General features: G+C 76.1%; 15 protein-coding genes. 11 read left to right on the top strand and 4 right to left on the bottom strand.

All coding sequences use genetic code 11. From position 1 onward, the window contains the following. Positions 1-45 precede the first annotated feature (45 nt). Positions 46-933 (bottom strand): poly(ethylene terephthalate) hydrolase family protein, encoded by an 888-nt coding sequence (locus ACU4ZT_RS01535; protein WP_063070476.1) that lies wholly within the window; start codon positions 931-933, stop codon positions 46-48. A gap of 154 nt (positions 934-1,087) precedes the next feature. On the opposite strand from ACU4ZT_RS01535, the gene ACU4ZT_RS01530 reads away from it, so the two are divergent. The 11 genes from ACU4ZT_RS01530 (at position 1,088) to ACU4ZT_RS01480 (ending at position 11,182) form a co-directional block, all read left to right on the top strand. Then, on the top strand, positions 1,088-1,669 hold the full coding sequence (locus ACU4ZT_RS01530) for a TetR/AcrR family transcriptional regulator (protein WP_445337713.1): 582 nt from the start codon (positions 1,088-1,090) through the stop codon (positions 1,667-1,669). Positions 1,670-2,111: 442 nt separating this feature from the next. After that, positions 2,112-3,263, top strand: coding sequence for an AraC family transcriptional regulator (locus ACU4ZT_RS01525; protein WP_445337711.1), 1,152 nt, complete (start codon positions 2,112-2,114; stop codon positions 3,261-3,263). 227 nt (positions 3,264-3,490) lie between these two features. Beyond that, complete coding sequence (locus ACU4ZT_RS01520) at positions 3,491-3,928, top strand: Asp23/Gls24 family envelope stress response protein (protein ID WP_063070478.1); 438 nt, start codon at positions 3,491-3,493, stop codon at positions 3,926-3,928. Continuing rightward, positions 3,925-4,113: a DUF2273 domain-containing protein gene (locus tag ACU4ZT_RS01515; protein WP_063070479.1), complete on the top strand. Its 189-nt coding sequence runs from the start codon at positions 3,925-3,927 to the stop codon at positions 4,111-4,113. The genes ACU4ZT_RS01520 and ACU4ZT_RS01515 overlap by 4 nt, the downstream gene beginning before the upstream one ends. Then, positions 4,110-4,484, top strand: a complete 375-nt coding sequence (locus tag ACU4ZT_RS01510) for a hypothetical protein (RefSeq protein WP_445337709.1) — start codon at positions 4,110-4,112, stop codon at positions 4,482-4,484. Before ACU4ZT_RS01515 ends, ACU4ZT_RS01510 begins: the two co-directional genes overlap by 4 nt. Further along, complete coding sequence (locus tag ACU4ZT_RS01505) at positions 4,481-5,059, top strand: hypothetical protein (RefSeq protein ID WP_063070481.1); 579 nt, start codon at positions 4,481-4,483, stop codon at positions 5,057-5,059. The genes ACU4ZT_RS01510 and ACU4ZT_RS01505 overlap by 4 nt, the downstream gene beginning before the upstream one ends. Further along, the gene (locus ACU4ZT_RS01500; protein WP_414748532.1) at positions 5,056-5,661 is read left to right on the top strand and encodes a hypothetical protein; all 606 of its coding nucleotides are present in this window, start codon (positions 5,056-5,058) and stop codon (positions 5,659-5,661) included. The genes ACU4ZT_RS01505 and ACU4ZT_RS01500 overlap by 4 nt, the downstream gene beginning before the upstream one ends. A 90-nt stretch (positions 5,662-5,751) precedes the next feature. Then, on the top strand, positions 5,752-6,207 hold the full coding sequence (locus ACU4ZT_RS01495; protein ID WP_414748533.1) for a phage holin family protein: 456 nt from the start codon (positions 5,752-5,754) through the stop codon (positions 6,205-6,207). Between the two features lie 217 nt (positions 6,208-6,424). Further along, positions 6,425-7,651, top strand: coding sequence for a glycoside hydrolase domain-containing protein (locus ACU4ZT_RS01490; protein WP_063070484.1), 1,227 nt, complete (start codon positions 6,425-6,427; stop codon positions 7,649-7,651). A 104-nt stretch (positions 7,652-7,755) separates the two neighbouring features. Beyond that, a complete protein-coding gene (locus ACU4ZT_RS01485; RefSeq protein ID WP_445337706.1) occupies positions 7,756-9,186 on the top strand; it encodes a serine hydrolase in 1,431 nt (476 codons plus the stop codon). Between the two features lie 157 nt (positions 9,187-9,343). Beyond that, positions 9,344-11,182, top strand: coding sequence for a DUF2207 family protein (locus tag ACU4ZT_RS01480; RefSeq protein ID WP_445337704.1), 1,839 nt, complete (start codon positions 9,344-9,346; stop codon positions 11,180-11,182). Positions 11,183-11,194: 12 nt separating this feature from the next. Here the strand turns inward: ACU4ZT_RS01480 and ACU4ZT_RS01475 are convergent, their stop codons facing one another. From ACU4ZT_RS01475 to ACU4ZT_RS01465, 3 genes are read right to left on the bottom strand one after another with little or no spacing between them, the layout of a single operon-like run. Beyond that, positions 11,195-12,685: a salicylate synthase gene (locus tag ACU4ZT_RS01475; protein ID WP_445337702.1), complete on the bottom strand. Its 1,491-nt coding sequence runs from the start codon at positions 12,683-12,685 to the stop codon at positions 11,195-11,197. A 10-nt stretch (positions 12,686-12,695) separates the two neighbouring features. Next, positions 12,696-13,457, bottom strand: a complete 762-nt coding sequence (locus ACU4ZT_RS01470; protein ID WP_445337701.1) for a 4'-phosphopantetheinyl transferase family protein — start codon at positions 13,455-13,457, stop codon at positions 12,696-12,698. After that, positions 13,450-15,147, bottom strand: coding sequence for a (2,3-dihydroxybenzoyl)adenylate synthase (locus ACU4ZT_RS01465; RefSeq protein ID WP_445337699.1), 1,698 nt, complete (start codon positions 15,145-15,147; stop codon positions 13,450-13,452). The genes ACU4ZT_RS01470 and ACU4ZT_RS01465 overlap by 8 nt, the downstream gene beginning before the upstream one ends. Between the last annotated feature and the right edge of the window lie 28 nt (positions 15,148-15,175).

Raw genomic sequence — 15,175 nt, 5'->3', positions numbered from 1 at the left:
CGGGCGCCCCGCCGTCGTGCTGCCGCCGCGTCCGGCGGACGCGCCTCAGCAGGTGCTGCGGTACTCGCTGATCTGGAGGCTCACCGCGGGCGCCGGGCAGATGAAGCGCTCGTAGCGGGTGTCCGCGTCGACGTGGCGCTTCAGCCACGCGATGCTCGCGCTCGCGATGGTGGTGTTGGAGATGTTCGGCGCGAAGTGGCTCGCGCCGCGCAGCTCCAGGTAGGCCTTCTCCGACGCCTGCGTGAGCGACTCGTAGAACGGCTCCGCGTGCCGGGCGACCGGCGCCACGCTGTCGTCCTCCGCGCCGATGACGAGCGTCGGCGCGACGACCTCCGGCCACGTCTTGTCGAGGTTGTAGGGCGTCATCGGGATGACCGCGCGGATGGCCGGCTCGTCCTTGGCGGCCTGCAGGGATCCGCCGCCGCCCATGGAGTGGCCCATGACCGCGCGCCGGGACCCGTCGACGCGACCGCGCACGGAGCTCTCGTCCACGACGTAGTCCAGCGCCGCACGGAGCTGGTCGCCGCGCGAGCTCGGCTGGTCGGAGGTGGTGATGGTGTCGATGGTGAAGACGACGAAGCCCTGCGACGCGAGGCGCGGGCCGAGCCAGGCGATGCTGGACTCGCGCGCCGTGTAGCCCGGCGCGATGGCGACGACCCCGAAGGTGCCCGCGCTAGTGCTCGTCGGGTAGTGGATCGTGCCGCCGCCGAAGCCGCGGGCCGTGAAGCGCGACACCGACGTCTCCGCCACCGCGAAGGAGCCCCGCGTGGCCTCGATGCTCGCGGAGCTGGGCTCGGGTCCCCGCTCGTACGGGTTGACCGCCGCCGCCTGGGCGGGAGCGGCGAGGCCCAGGGCGGCCCCCGCCGCCATCAGCATCGCCGCCGCGGTCAGGAGCGGGCCGCGGCGGCCCCTCTCGGTCGTGATCGTGGTCATGGTGTCCCCCCGGACGGTCGTGCGCCCGCCCATCCCGGGACACGCCCCGGGCCCCGCGGGCGCGTTCTGGCATGGACGCTACATTTGCCTTACCAGTTGGTCAAGCAATCGACGGGACGGGGGCGCGGGCGCGCCAGGAGGGGGGCGGATCCGCATGGGCGACGACCCCGTGGACGGCCGCCGGCTGCGCTATGCCCACCGCCGCGGCGAGCTGCTCCGGGCCGCCACCGAGCACGTCCTCGAGCACGGCCTGGACGACCTCACCCTCCGGAGCCTCGCGGACGGCGTCGGCGTGAGCCACGCGACGCTCGTCCACCACTTCGCGACGCGCGACGGGCTCATCGCCGAGATCGTCGCGCGCGTGCTCGCGGAGACGTTCTCCTCGCCCGACCTCGTCGCGGGGGCGGACGACCCGCTGCGCGCGCTGTGGACGCGGGCCACGGCACCCGAGGGCCGGCGGCACGTGCGGCTCTTCGTCGCGATCACCGGCCGCAGCATGCACGGCGACCCGCCCTTCGCCGACGCCGTGGCGCGCTCCCTCCGCGACCGCACCGCCCTCATCGCGGGAGCGCTCGAGGCCGCCGGGCGTCCCGCGGCGGAGGCGTCGGCCGCGGCCACCGTCATCCTCGGCGTGATGCGCGGCCTCATGGTCGACCTGCTGCTCACGGGCGATCGCGAGCGGGTCGACGCGGCCTTCGCCGCCTTCGTCGCGGGCCAGGCGCGCGTCGCGGGCTGATCCGCACCGCCACCCCCCGATGCGGGGCCCGGGCTCGGATCCCGGTAGCGCGGCGCCGGAAAGCCAGTGCCCCCGCCCCCGGGAGGCGTTGTGCGCGACGCGCCGCGAGGGGATCGTGAGCCATGCGGATGCTCGTGGACGAGCCATGCCCACCGCCGAACCTCCGGGAGCGTCACATGTTCGATGAGAAGCCCATCACCCCGCCCATCGGCGAGCGCGCGCAGGCCGCCGCGGGCGCCGCCACGCCGGGGGGTGTCGCCGGCGGCATGCGCACCAGCGGCACGGACTAGCCCGCACCGGGGTCGAGGCGCCAGCGGGCACCCCGACCCCGGCCGCCTCCCGCGCACCGACCGGATCCCCGGCGGCGCGTGACGAACACCCCGCCCCACACGTCCACTCCATGACACGCGACCGCATCCCGGTCGCGCAGGACGGAGGAACCATGAGCACCGCATCCGCGCCCGACGCGCGATCCCGAGCGGCGTCCCCCCTGCACGCGCTGGCCCCGCTCGGCGCCCGCACCGACGACGCCCCGGCCCCGCGACCCCGCGGCAGGCACGGCGACGCCACCGTGGACTCCATCGCCCCCGAGGCCGCATCCACGCTCGCCCGCGCCGCCGATCCCGCGCGCTGGGCCGCCGAGACCGCCGCCCCCGCGCTCCGCCGCGGCAGCATGTCCGGAACCGACATCGACGAGGCCGTCGACCGGTACGCCGCCCTGTTCCCGGGCACCGAGTTCCACGCGGAGGAGGGCAGGGGCGACTTCGCGTACCGCTACTCCTTCGTGGGCGACGAGAACGTCACGCTGCGCTCGTCGAGCTTCCCCGCCACGCACTGGGGCCGCGTGCCCGCCCTGCCCGACTACGTCGTCGCCTGGTGGCGCGAGGGATCCGGCGCGGTCGACGTGGGCTCGCACGAGGTGCGCTCGAGCGGATCCCGCCCCTTCCTCTTCCCCTCCGGCCGGTCGTTCGGCTTCCGCTGCGAGCCGAGCGTGCAGAACCTCGTGCACATCGACGGCGGCTTCCTGGAGGAGACCGCGGCCGAGGTGCACGACGGCCGCCCGCGTCCCCTCGTCTTCGACCACGCCCGGCCGCCGGGCATCGAGCAGGCGTCGCTCTGGCGCCGCGCCGTCGGCGAGGCGAGCCCGGTGCTGCAGGACATCGCGTCGAGCCCGCTGCTGCGGATGCAGGCCGGCCTCCTCGTGGCGCGCGCCACGCTCCAGCTCTTCCCGTGGCACGACGTGCCGTTCAGCGCCGAGATGCGGGGCCCGCGGATGAGCTCCGTGCGCACCGCGATCGAGTACCTGCACCACCACGCCGACCGGCCCATCACGCCGGCGGACGCGGCGCGGGCCGCCGGGATCAGCACGCGCGTGCTCCAGCTCGCCGTGCGCCGGTACGAGGACACGACGCCGAGCGCGCTGCTCCGCGGGATCCGCCTGGACCGCGTGCGCGCCGAGCTCCGCGACGCGTCGCCCGCCACGACCACCGTCCGGGCTGTCGCCGAGCAGTGGGGCTTCGGCCACCTCGGCCGCTTCGCCGCGTCCTACGCGGACCGGTTCGGCGAGCTGCCGAGCGCCACGCTCCGCGCCTGACGCCACCCGGCGGACCGCGGCGGACCGGTGCCGGAGCTGTCCGCTCCGGCCCCGCGCCGTGTCCGGGAGGCGAAGCGGCACGCGCGCTCCCTGGGAGTCACCTGAGCCGCGTGCCGAACCACCCCGCCGATGCGTCTGAATGACGAGGCGGGCCACGGAGGCGACTCCGGTCCGCACCACGCAGCAGCACCACCGCGCACGGTCCACCACCACGAGAGAGAGACACCATGTCGAGCATCACCCCCACGTCCGCGTCCACCGGCGTCACCGGCACCGGCAGCACCGGAGGCAAGAACACCATCGCCGACGGCGTCATCGAGAAGGTCGCCGGCATCGCCGCGCGCCAGGTCGCCGGAGTCCACGACCTCGGCAACGGCGCCGCACGCGCCGTCGGCGCGATCCGCAACGTCATCGGCCAGCAGGACCGCGGCCAGGGCATCTCCGTCGAGGTCGGCGAGACGCAGGTCGCCGTCGACGTCACGCTCATCGCCGAGTACCCGGTCGACCTGCAGCAGGTCGCGGACGACGTGCGCAACGCGATCAGCGACGCGATCGACCAGGTCGTCGGCATGGAGGTCACCGAGGTCAACGTCACGATCACCGACGTGAACCTCCCGTCCGACAAGCCGTCGAACGACGACGCGGCCGAGAAGCGCGTCCAGTGACCCCCACGACCACGGGCCTCCTCGTCGGGGCGGTCCTCGCGCTCTCCGGCCTCGCCTTCGGGTTCGGCGGCTTCCTCCTCGTCCTGATCTTCATGGCCGTCGGCTTCGGCGTCGGCCGCGTGCTCGAGGGCAAGCTGGACGTCCGCGGGCTCGCCGACGCCCTCCGCGGGCGCCGGTCGTCGTGACCTCCGCGCTGGCGGAGCCCGGGTCGCCCGGCACCGCCTCCCGGGCGACGCGGGGCCGCACCACCGTCACGCCGCGCGCCGTGCGCCGCGTGGTCTCCGCCGTCACCGCGGACGCCCTCGAGGTGCCCGCCGACGACGTCTCCGTCACCCTGACGGACGTCGGCGGCACGCTCACCGTGGAGGCGCGCACGCCCATCCGCGTCCCCGCGCTCTCCGACCGGCAGGTCGCCGAGGGGTCGCTGGTGGAGCGCCTGACCCGGGCGCAGATCCAGGTGCGCGAGCGGGTCCTCGGCCTCACGGGATCCACCGTGGGAAGCGTCGACCTCCGCATCACGGGCGCCCGCATCCAGGCACGCAGGAGGGTCTCATGAGCGCCGACAGCACCTACCGCCGCCTCGTGCGGCGGGAGACGCACTCGTCCCGGGCCGGCATCGCCATCACGATCGCCGTCCTCCTGATCCTGGTGCTCGCCTGGCTCGGCACCGAGTCGGTCCTCGCGGCCGTCGGCGCCGCGCCGCTGCTCCTCGCGCCGGCCGACCTCGCGTCGTCCGCCCTCCAGGCGGCGTCGGCCCCGGCCGGCGCGCTGGTCGCGGTGGGCGTCGCGATCGCGATCCTGGGGCTCGTCCTCGTGATCGTGGGGCTGAAGCCCGGCAGCCGCGGCCGCCGCGGCGGGAGCATCGGCCGCACCGCGGCCGTCGTGGACGACCGCGTCATCGCGCGCTCGATCGCCCTCACGGCCAGCCACGCGGGCGACGTGTCGCCCGACCAGGTCGACGTCAGCGTCTCCAAGCGCCAGGCCCTCGTCCGGCTGACCCCCTCCACGGGATACACGCCGGACCGGGCCGCCATCGAGCAGGCGGTCCGCGCCGAGCTCGACGGGTACGACTACACGCCGGCGCTCACCGCCAAGGTGACGCTCGCGACGAACGGGAAGGTGGGCTCATGACCAGCACGAACCGGGCGCTGAACCGCCTCCTCGTCATCGTGGTCGGGCTCGTCCTCCTCGCCGTCGGCGTGGCCCTGGGCGCGGGCAGCCTGCTGCCCGACGTGCAGTCCACGGTCTCCGGCGCGGCGTCCGACGCCGAGCAGCCGGTCGCCGACGCGCTCTCCGGCGACCAGCCGTGGATCCTCTGGGTCGTCGCCCTGGCGGCCCTCGTGCTCATCGTGGTCCTCGCGTGGTTCGCGCTCCGCCAGGGGCACGGCCGCACCGGCACCCTCGTGCGCATCGAGGGCGGACGCGACGGGTCGACGCCCACGGGCGGCGCCCTCGTGATCGACGCGCGGTTCGCGCAGCAGCTGCTCGAGGACGCCCTGCACGACGACCCCGGGATCGTCTCCGTCGACGTGACCGCGTTCGAGGTGGCCCACGCCATCGCGCTGCGCGTCACCGCGGTCGCCCGACGCGGCATCTCGCCCGTCGCGGTGCGCCGCACGGTCGACGAGGCCGTGACCCGGCTCGACGCGGTGCTCGGCACCGAGGTCCCCGTCGTCATCCAGATCACCGGCGGCCTCCGCTCGAGCATGTCGAGCGAGACGCGCCTGGCCTGATCACCCGTCCGCCCCGGCACGGACCCCATCGGTCCGCGCCGGGGCGGGCCTCTGCCCGCACCATCCGCTCCACGAGAGAAGAGACGCACCATGACCGACGACGACAGCTCCTCCCGCAGCGGCTGGTTCGGCGGGTCCTTCGCGCAGAAGGCCGTCGATCCCCTGCTCCGCGCGGTGCGCGCGGAGATCGACTCCGCCAAGCGCGAGATCGGCGAGCGCGCCCGCTCCGCCCGAGCCGGCGCGATCCTGCTCGGCATCGGCGTGGCGCTCGCGCTCGTGTCGCTCGGGCTCCTGGCCACGGTGGTCGTGGCGCTCCTGCTGCTCGCGCTGCCCCTGTGGGCCTCCGCGCTCATCACGCTGGCGCTGTTCGCGATCGCGACGGCGGTCGTCGTGAAGGCGGGGCTCGCCCGGCTCTCGCGCGGGGTGCCGCCCCTGCCGTCGGACACGCTGCACCACGCGCGCGACCGGATCCGACCGGGCGACCGCGACGGGTCCGCGGACGCGGGCCCGACCGGATCCGCCGCCTCCGCCGGCTCCGTTGGCTGATGCCCGCGCGGCCCGCACGATCCATCGCACGGCTCCCCTGTGGACGCCGGGCGTCGGCGTGGAGGCCGCTCCCCTATCTTGACGGTTCACGCCCGCTCGGCCCGGCGGCACCACGCGTCGCCATCAGGCCAACGGACAACCGCAGACCGCCGTCCCCGGACGACCGAGCCGCCCTGCGGACCGGTCCGCCCGGCGGACCGGCATGGGAGGCACACCGATGAACCTGTCCCGACGCTCCGTCCTGGGCGGCGCCCTCGCCGCCGTCCCCGTGGCCCTGATCGCCGCAGGCCCCGCGCACGCCGACGAGGCCACGCCCGCCGCACCCCCCACCACCGACGCCCCGCTCGCGTCCACCGGGCGCCCCGTCGTCCGCGACATCCAGCAGAAGCTGGCCGCGCGCTACGGCACGCGCGCCGGCTTCCCCGCCGTCACCACCGACGGCGTGTGGACCGCCGACGCGCACAAGGCCCTCATCCACGCGCTGCAGCTCGAGATCGGCATCGCCGAGGAGACCGCGAACGGCGCCTTCGGCCCGCTCACGCGCGCCACGCTGCGGAAGCAGCCGACCCTCACCGTCGGATCCGTTGACACCACCGGGTACCTGGTCCACCTGCTCCAGGCGTCGCTCGTGGTCATGAGCACGTGGGACGGGCCGGTCGATGGCACCTTCTCCGCCCAGCAGGCCAAGCGGCTCTCCCAGTTCCAGCGCACCGTCGCCCTCCCCGAGACGGGCATCGGAGACTTCCGCACCTTCGCGGCGCTCCTCGCCAGCAACGGCGACAGCACGCGTCCGGGCCAGGCCGTCGACGGCATCACCGTCATCAATGCCGCCCGCGCGAAGACGCTCCGCGACGCCGGCTACACGGTCGTCGGGCGCTACCTCACGAACTCCGACCGTCCGGACGCGCTCGAGAAGAAGATCCAGGACGGCGAGCTGCAGGCCATCTTCGCCGGCGGCCTCAAGGTGTTCCCGATCTTCCAGGAGGGCGGCACCGACAACACGTACTTCTCGTACGACCTCGGCGTGCGCGCCGCCGGCCGCGCCGTCGAGGCCGCCGACCGCCTCGGGTTCCTGCCCGGCACGGTCATCTACTACGCCATCGACTTCGACGCCACGCCCGCCGAGGTCGAGACGTACCTCCAGCCGTACTTCCGCGGCATCCACGCCGAGCTGAAGCGCCGCGCCAGCGCGTACCGGGTGGGTGTGTACGCCGGCCGCCGCATCTGCGCGAACCTCGCGGCCGCGCACCTCACCGAGCTCAGCTACGTGGCCGACATGTCCACGGGCTGGGGCGCCAACCTCGGTGCGAAGATCCCGGAGAACTGGGCCTTCGACCAGATCCTCGAGCACAACGTGGGCGAGGGCGACCAGGCGTTCGACGTCGACACGAACGTGGTCTCGGGCCGCGACCCGGGCCAGAGCAAGGTGGCGCCCCGCCCCTGATCCACGGCGCGCCGCCGACTGCGCAACGGCGACCCTCGGGGCCGCCCGGACGATTCCCCTTCATGGGGGACGACCGGGCGGCCCCGTTCCTGTGGGATGGGGGCATGACCCCGTCACCGCTCCGTCCGTCCCGTCGATCGCGCCCGTCCCGTCCCGCCCGGACGGCGCTCGCGCTCGCGCTGGCCGCCGTCACCGCGCTCGCGACCGGCTGCTCCGTCGCCCCCGCGGATCCCGCCCCCGCCTCGCCCGCCACCGCCGAGCCCGTGGTGCTCCCGGGATCGCCCGTCGGCCAGCAGGCGCAGTGGCTGCTCGACACGGTGAACGCCGAGGACCCCGTCCCCGTGCAGGAGACGGGCGAGCGCCTGGCGCAGGTGATGCTCGACGCGGCGACCGCGGAGGAGCTCGCCGCCGTGCTCGAGCAGGTGCGCACGGGCCGGCCCTGGACCCCGACCGCGCACGAGGAGCAGGGCGCGCAGTCCGTCACCACCATCGCGAGCGAGGCGGGCGGGACCTTCGACATGCAGGTCGTCGTCGACGACGCCGGCCTCATCACGGGCCTCTTCTTCGGCGAGCCCGAGGGCGACCGGACGCCCGCGACCAGCTGGGCCGAGCTCGAGGAGCAGGCCGCGGCGCTCGGCGGCGACGTGTCGCTCACCGTCACGCGCGTGGCGGACGGCGCCCTCGGCGAGCGGATCCTCGAGGTGCTGCCCGACGGCGTGGCCGCGACCGAGGCGCGCCCCATCGGATCCATCGTGAAGCTCTACGTGCTCGGCGCGCTCGTGCGGGCGGTCGAGGAGGGCCGCATCGGCTGGGACGACCCGCTCACCGTCACCGACGACGTGCGCAGCCTCCCCTCCGGCGAGCTGCAGGACGCGCCGACCGGCACGGTCCTCAGCGTGCGCGAGGCGGCCGGGAAGATGATCTCGATCAGCGACAACACCGCGACCGACATGGTCGTCGAGGCGGTGGGGCGGGAGCGCGTGGAGGCGGCGCTCGCGGACCTCGGCCACTCGGATCCGCCGCGCAACGTGCCGCTCATGACCACGCGCGACCTCTTCCGCATCGGCTGGCAGGACGGCGGCGCCCTCCGCGCGCGCTGGGCCGACGGCGACGCCGCCGAGCGGCGCGCGCTCCTCGACGGGCTGCCGGGCGGCGTGCTCGACGTGCCCGTGTCGGCGGTCACGGACGTGGTGTGGACCTCGGGCGCCGATTGGTTCGCGACGCCCGACGACATCGCCCGCGCGCACGTGCGCCTCGACGAGCTGTCCCGGACGCCGGCCGGGGAGCCCGTGCGCGGGATCCTCGCGGCGAACCCTGCCCTCCCCGAGCCGGAGCGGTTCGACCACGTGGCCTTCAAGGGCGGCAGCTCCGTGGGCACGCTCGCGCTCGCGTACCTCGTGGAGGACGGCGACCAGGCGTGGACCATCGTCGTGCAGGCCGCGGCGCGCGAGGCGTCGGGGCTGGAGCGGCAGTCCGCGTACGCGGGGCTCGCGGCCGACGCCGCGACCCTGCTGGCGGATCCCCCGCGTGGTTGACTCCTCGTGCGACGGGGGTCGCGCGAGGGGAGCACGATGACGACGTCGGATGCGCACGCGGAGGACGGGACGGTCGACGCCGAGGTCCCGGAGGCGCGACTCGAGCCGGGGCCGGGACGGCCGATCCGGCGGGCGATCCGCGCGGCCGGAGCGACCCGTGCGTGAGCCCGCCGCCCGCGCCCGCCTCGCGCGCATCCGCCTCGCCCGCGCCCGCCTCGCGCGCATCCGCCTCGCCCTGGTCGCCGGGCTGCTGACCGCGCTCGCGATCCCGCTCGGGCTCGCCGCCCCTGCGCACGCGGAGGCCGACGACTTCTCCTTCCGCTCATTCGACGCCGTCTACCGGCTGTCGACCGACGCCGACGGCCGCTCCGTGCTCCGCAGCACCGAGACGCTGGTCGCCGAGTTCCCCGACCGGGACCAGAACCGCGGGATCCGCCGCGCGCTCGCGCAGGAGCACGACGGCCACCCCACCGGGCTCCGTGTGCTCTCCGTGACGGACGCGTCCGGCGCCCCGCGCGCGTTCGAGACCGACTCGGACGATGGCGCGACCGTGCTCACCATCGCCGACGACGCCTTCGTGCGCGGCGAGCAGACATACGTCATCGACTACGAGCAGCACGACGTCACGCGCTCCTTCGCCGACACGGACGCCGACGAGTTCTACTGGGACACCAACGGACTCGACTGGGCGCAGCCGTTCGGGAGGGTGACGGCGACCGTCGAGATCGCGCCGGAGCTCCTCGACCGGCTCACCGGCGGCGCGGACGCGGCGGCCGGTCCCGAGGGCGCCGACGGACCCGCCGACATCGTCCGCACCGAGACGGGCTTCACGGCCACGGCGGAGGACCTCGGGCCGCGCGAGAACCTCAGCCTCTCCATCGGGTTCGAGCGCGGCACCTTCACGCCGCGCGACTCCTCCTTCCTCGCGGCGCCGTGGCCGGCGCTGTCGCTCGCGGGCGCGCTCGTCGCCGTCGCGGCCGCGGTCGGTGCGCTCGTCCTGCGCCGCCGCCGGCTCGCCGACGCGCCCGGGCGCGGGCGCGGGACGATCATCGCCCAGTACGACCCGCCGGAGGGCGTCGGGCTCCTCGTCTCCGCCGTGGTCTCGGGCTCGGCGGCGCGCGCGACGACCGCGCTCCTGCTCGACCTCGCGGTGCGCGGCGCCGTGCGGATCCTGGAGCGCGACGGCACGGGGAGGCCGTCGTTCGCGCTCGAGCTGGTGGATCCGGCGCGCGTCACGGACCCGGACGAGCGCGGCTTCGTCGCCGCGGTCTTCGGCGACGACGCCGGGGCCGGCACCGTGAAGGACCTGAAGCGGACCGACACGAAGGCGGCCGCGCGGATCCAGAAGGTGATGGCCGCGGTGCGGAAGCGCACGGTCGCCGACGGGCTGCGGAGGCCGCTGCCCGTGGGCGCGATCACGCTGCTCATCGTCGCCGCGTCGATCGGCACGGCGGCGGCCGTCGCGTTCGCCGCGCTGGCGCTCGCGGACGCGTACGGCGGGCCGGTCGTGATCGCGTTCCTCGTGGCGGCCGTGCTCGCGCTCGGCGTGACGATCGTCGCGCTCGTGACGCACCCGCTCACCGAGCGCGGGGTGGCGCTGCGCGACCACCTGCGGGGGCTGAAGGAGTTCATCCGGCTGGCCGAGGCGGACCGGATCCGGATGCTGCAGTCGCCCGAGGGCGCCCTGCGCGCCGACCTCCCGCACGACCACGTCGACGTGCTGCGGCTCACCGAGGAGCTGCTGCCGTACGCCGCCCTGTTCGGCCAGGAGGAGGAGTGGGGCGACGAGCTCGGGCGCCGCTACGACGACCAGCGCCGCGAGCCCGGCTGGTACTCCGGCAGCACGCCGTTCGCCCCGGCCGTGTTCGCGTCGAGCCTCGGGTCGGTGTCGTCCAGCATGGGAGGCGCGTACTCGGGGTCGAGCACGAGCGGCGGATCCACGGGAGGCACCACCTCCGGCGGCGGCGGTGGAGGAGGCGGGGGCGGCGGGGTCTGACGCCGCGCCCCGTCACCGGGCGGCGGCGGCTCCGCGGGGAGCGCGCACGCCGACGGCGCGAGCGTCGGCCGGCTCCCGCGCGGCACCGGCCGCGTCGGCCGCGTCTGCCGCTCCGTGCGCGTCTGCCGCGCCGTGCGCGCGCACGACGTGGTCGGCGATGCTCGCCAGCTTCTCGCGCGTCTCCTCGAGCTCGCGCGCCGGACGGGACGACCCCGTGACGCCCGCGCCGGCCTGCAGCCACGTCGCGTCGCCGCGGCGGAACAGCGTCCGCAGCACCAGGGACGCGTCGAGCGCGCCGTCGGCGTCGATGCGGAGGACGGCACCGGCGTAGAGCCCGCGGTCGCGTCCCTCCAGGCGGCTGATGAGGTCGAACGCGGCGCGCTTGGGGACGCCGGACGCGGTCACGGCCGGGAACAGCGCGGCCAGCGCGTCCCAGGGCGTGAGCCCGTCGACCAGCTCGCCCGCCACGCGGGAGGCCAGGTGCTGCACCGATCCGCGCTCCTCCACCACCATGAACTCCTCGACGCGCACGCTGCCCGGGCGGCACACGGGCGCCATCTCCTCCACCGCGAGCTTCACCGAGATGGCGTGCTCGTGGATCTCCTTGACGTCCGCCAGGAGCTCCTCGCGCAGCCGCCGCGACTCGCCGGCGTCGGCCACGAGCGCCCGCGTGCCGGCGAGCGGCTGCGTGCGGACGGTGCCCCGGGCATCCACGGCCACGACGATCTCGGGGCTGAAGCCCACCGCCTCGACGCCGCCGAGACCGAGCAGGTAGGAGCGCGCGGGCGTGTTGGCCCGGCGTCCGCGCACGAAGGTGGCGGGCAGGTCCACCTCGCCCGTGACGGGCACGCGACGCGACAGGACGACCTTCTGCAGCTCCCCCGCGTGGATCGCCGCGATGCCCTCCGCGACGGCCGCCAGGTAGCGTGCGCGCCCGTCGTCGGGGTCGGCGAGGCCGGGGCGCTCCGGCTCCGGCTCCGGCTCCCGCTCCGCCGCGGGCGCGGGCACCGACTCGGGCACCGGCGCCGGCTCGGGCGCCTGGAGGATGCGGACCACCTCCGCCGCCTCGCGCGCGTCCCCCGAGCGCACGGTGGCGCTGCCCGCCGCGAAGAGCACCTCCGTGCGCGGCAGGATCACGTGCAGGAGCTCCCCCGCCTCCTCGGCGACCGGCATGCCCGCGTGCGCCCGCGCGAGCTCGAAGCACGCGGTGCCGTAGGCGCGACCGCGATCCGGGCCCAGGCCGTCGAGCAGCCGCTCCACCTCGCGGAGGGGCTGCTCCCGCCAGGGCACGACCACGTCCTCCTCGCCGACGACGCGCAGGCGGACGGTCCGTCGGTCCACCACGACCTCGGCCCACGCGCCGATCGCGCAGGAGAACCGCCCCGCCTCCTCGAGGATGACGTGCGGCTCGTGGCGGAAGGCGCGCGCGAGGTCGGCGGCGGCGCCGAGCGGGTCGCGGGTGATCGACAGCTCGGTCGCGCGGGTCACGGGGGCTGCGGGCATGGGGACTCCTTCAGGCGGGGCGGGGGACGGACGGGATGCCGGGGACGGGACGATCGCCGCGGACGGCGGACGGGATGCGGGGGACGGCGAGCCACGCGCACGTGAGGACGAGGCCGTCGATGACGAGCCAGCTGCCGCGGTAGGCGGGGAACGGGATGGGGCCGGGTGCGCTCCGACGCGCCGTGAACGCGCCGCCCGGGTGGAGCGTCACGTGGAGGTCGGGGAAGCCGAGCCATTCGCGGTAGCGGGCGTAGTGCGCCTTGCCCACGGACTCCTTGGCGCTGAAGAGCACGCAGTCGGCGTGCACGCCGGGCCCGAGCGGCGGATCCGGATGGCGCTCGGCCGCGGTGCCGACGATGTCCCGGGCGTCCCGGGGCAGGGGCGCGTGCGGCTCGGCGTCGATCCCGATGGTGCGGAACGCGTCCGTGCCCGCGACGACGGCGGCCCGGTACCCCGCGCAGTGCGTGAGGCTGCCGACCACCCCGCGCGGCCAGACCGGGTCCCCGCCCACGCCCTTCGGGATCGCGACCGACGCGTCGTCCCGGACCGCGGATGCGCCCGGGGATGCGCCCGGGGCTGCGGCAACGGATGCGCCCCCGGCGAGCGCCGCGAGCGCCGTGCGCGCGCAGGCCCGGGTCGCCGCGAACTCGCGCCGACGCGACGGGACGGCGCGGGCCACCGCGACGGCCTCGGCGGGGTGCAGGGCGTGCTGGCCCGCCGGTCCCCGCTCCTCCGCCAGCACCGCGCCGGCGGGGAGGATCGCCTCAAGCACCGCGGCCGTCGTCGCCCGCGGCCAGCAGCGCCGCCACCCGGGCCTTGTCGATCTTGCCGACGGCGGTGAGGGGCAGCTCGGGCAGCACGACCACCCGGTCCGGGTGCTTGTACGCCGCGACCCCGAGCGCGCGGAGGTGCGCGACGACGGCGCGGCGGTCGGGCGCGGGGCCGGTGCAGGCGATGACGGCGACGGCGCGCTCGCCCAGGTCGGGATCCGGCACCGACACCACGGCCGCCGCGCGCACGGCCGGCAGCGCCAGCAGGTAGCGCTCGATCTCCGCCGCCGCGTACTTCTCGCCGCCGCGGTTGACCTGGTCCTTGGCGCGGCCCGTCACCACGACGTGTCCCGACGGGAGGAGCCGCACGACGTCGCCCGTGCGGTAGAGGCCGTCGGGCGTGAAGGCCGTCGCGTCCGCGTCCGGTGCCGCGTGGTAGCGCCGGAGCGTGCACGGGCCGCGGGTCTCCAGCTCGCCCGCCTCGCCGTCGGGCGCGAGGGAGCCGTCGGCGGCGCGGATCCGGAGCACGTCGTCGGGCGAGATCGGCCGGCCCTGCGTTCCCCAGCGCAGCTCGGGCGGATCGTCGAGGGCGGTCATGCAGATGAGCCCCTCGGCCATCCCGTAGACCTGCTGGAGCGTGGCGCCGAGCGCGGGCTCGAGGGCGCGCGCCGTGACGTCGTCGAGCCGGGCGCCGCCGACCTGGACGACGCGGAGGCTCGAGAGGTCGGCCGTCGTGTGCGCGGCCTCGTCGATCCACGCCCGCGCCAGCGTGGGGGTGAGCGGCACGTGGGTGACGCGCTCGCGGGCGATCAGCGCGAAGGCGGTCGCGGGATCCGGATCGGGCGCGACCACGACGGTGCCGCCCGCCCCCAGGACGCCGAGCACGCCGGGGCACGCCAGGGTGAAGTTGAAGGCCACGGGCAGCACGGCCAGCAGCACCGAGTCGGGGCCGATGCCGGCCGCGCGCGCCGCCGCCCACGCGTTGTAGGAGTAGTCCGCGTGGTGGCGCGGGATCAGCTTGGGCAGGCCCGTGGTGCCGCCCGAGTGGAGGAGGAGCGCGAGCCGGGGCACGCCGTCGGGCGCGACGGGGTCGAGCGCGGGGGCGGTGCGTCCGTCTTCGCCACCGCGCTCGCGGATCCCCTCCCAGGTGAGCGCGCCCGCGACGCTCCGGGGGCTATGGACGATCACGAGGTCGAGCCCGGGGCAGGCCGCGCGCACGCCCTCCGCGAGGACCCGGCCGTCCTCGCGGCCGACGCGCTCCGCGACGACCATGCCGCGCGCGCCGCTGCCGGACGCGAGGTGGGCGAGCTCCATGAGCCGGTGGGCGGGCATCGCGTGCACGGGCACCGCGCCGGCCCGCACGAGCGCGGTCCACACGATGACGAAGGCGGCGCCGTCGGCGAGCTGCACGAGGATCCGGTCGCCGGGGCGGATGCCCGATGCCACGAGCCCGCGCGCGGCGAGGTCGACCTCGGCGTCGAGCTCGGCGTGGGTCCAGCGACCGCCGCCGCCGACGAGCGCCGTGCGGTCGGGCACGCGGGCGGCGCTCCGCCGCAGGATGCCGTCGAGCCGGACGTCCGGCTGCCGCCCGGCGGCGCGGGCGTCCGCGACCACGCCGGCGGCCCAGGCCGCGCATCCGCCCTCGGGCTCCCCGCCGGGACGCCCCTCGTGCTCGCGCTCGTGCTCGTGCATGCGTGGGGCCTCCCTCGTGCCGTGGACG

Source organism: Clavibacter davisi (genome assembly GCF_052751415.1).
The sequence above is the reverse complement of the archived record's forward strand: the minus strand, read 5'-3'. Positions and strand labels throughout refer to the sequence as shown.

Excerpts from the sequence above, each read along its gene's own strand:
- ACU4ZT_RS01520 (WP_063070478.1), top strand. The coding sequence starts at position 3,491 with ATGTCGAGCATCACCCCCACGTCCGCGTCCACCGGCGTCACCGGCACC.
- ACU4ZT_RS01535 (WP_063070476.1), bottom strand. The coding sequence starts at position 933 with ATGACCACGATCACGACCGAGAGGGGCCGCCGCGGCCCGCTCCTGACC.
- ACU4ZT_RS01465 (WP_445337699.1), bottom strand. The coding sequence starts at position 15,147 with ATGCACGAGCACGAGCGCGAGCACGAGGGGCGTCCCGGCGGGGAGCCC.
- ACU4ZT_RS01505 (WP_063070481.1), top strand. The coding sequence starts at position 4,481 with ATGAGCGCCGACAGCACCTACCGCCGCCTCGTGCGGCGGGAGACGCAC.
- ACU4ZT_RS01530 (WP_445337713.1), top strand. The coding sequence starts at position 1,088 with ATGGGCGACGACCCCGTGGACGGCCGCCGGCTGCGCTATGCCCACCGC.
- ACU4ZT_RS01525 (WP_445337711.1), top strand. The coding sequence starts at position 2,112 with ATGAGCACCGCATCCGCGCCCGACGCGCGATCCCGAGCGGCGTCCCCC.
- ACU4ZT_RS01485 (WP_445337706.1), top strand. The coding sequence starts at position 7,756 with ATGACCCCGTCACCGCTCCGTCCGTCCCGTCGATCGCGCCCGTCCCGT.
- ACU4ZT_RS01500 (WP_414748532.1), top strand. The coding sequence starts at position 5,056 with ATGACCAGCACGAACCGGGCGCTGAACCGCCTCCTCGTCATCGTGGTC.
- ACU4ZT_RS01495 (WP_414748533.1), top strand. The coding sequence starts at position 5,752 with ATGACCGACGACGACAGCTCCTCCCGCAGCGGCTGGTTCGGCGGGTCC.
- ACU4ZT_RS01475 (WP_445337702.1), bottom strand. The coding sequence starts at position 12,685 with ATGCCCGCAGCCCCCGTGACCCGCGCGACCGAGCTGTCGATCACCCGC.
- ACU4ZT_RS01490 (WP_063070484.1), top strand. The coding sequence starts at position 6,425 with ATGAACCTGTCCCGACGCTCCGTCCTGGGCGGCGCCCTCGCCGCCGTC.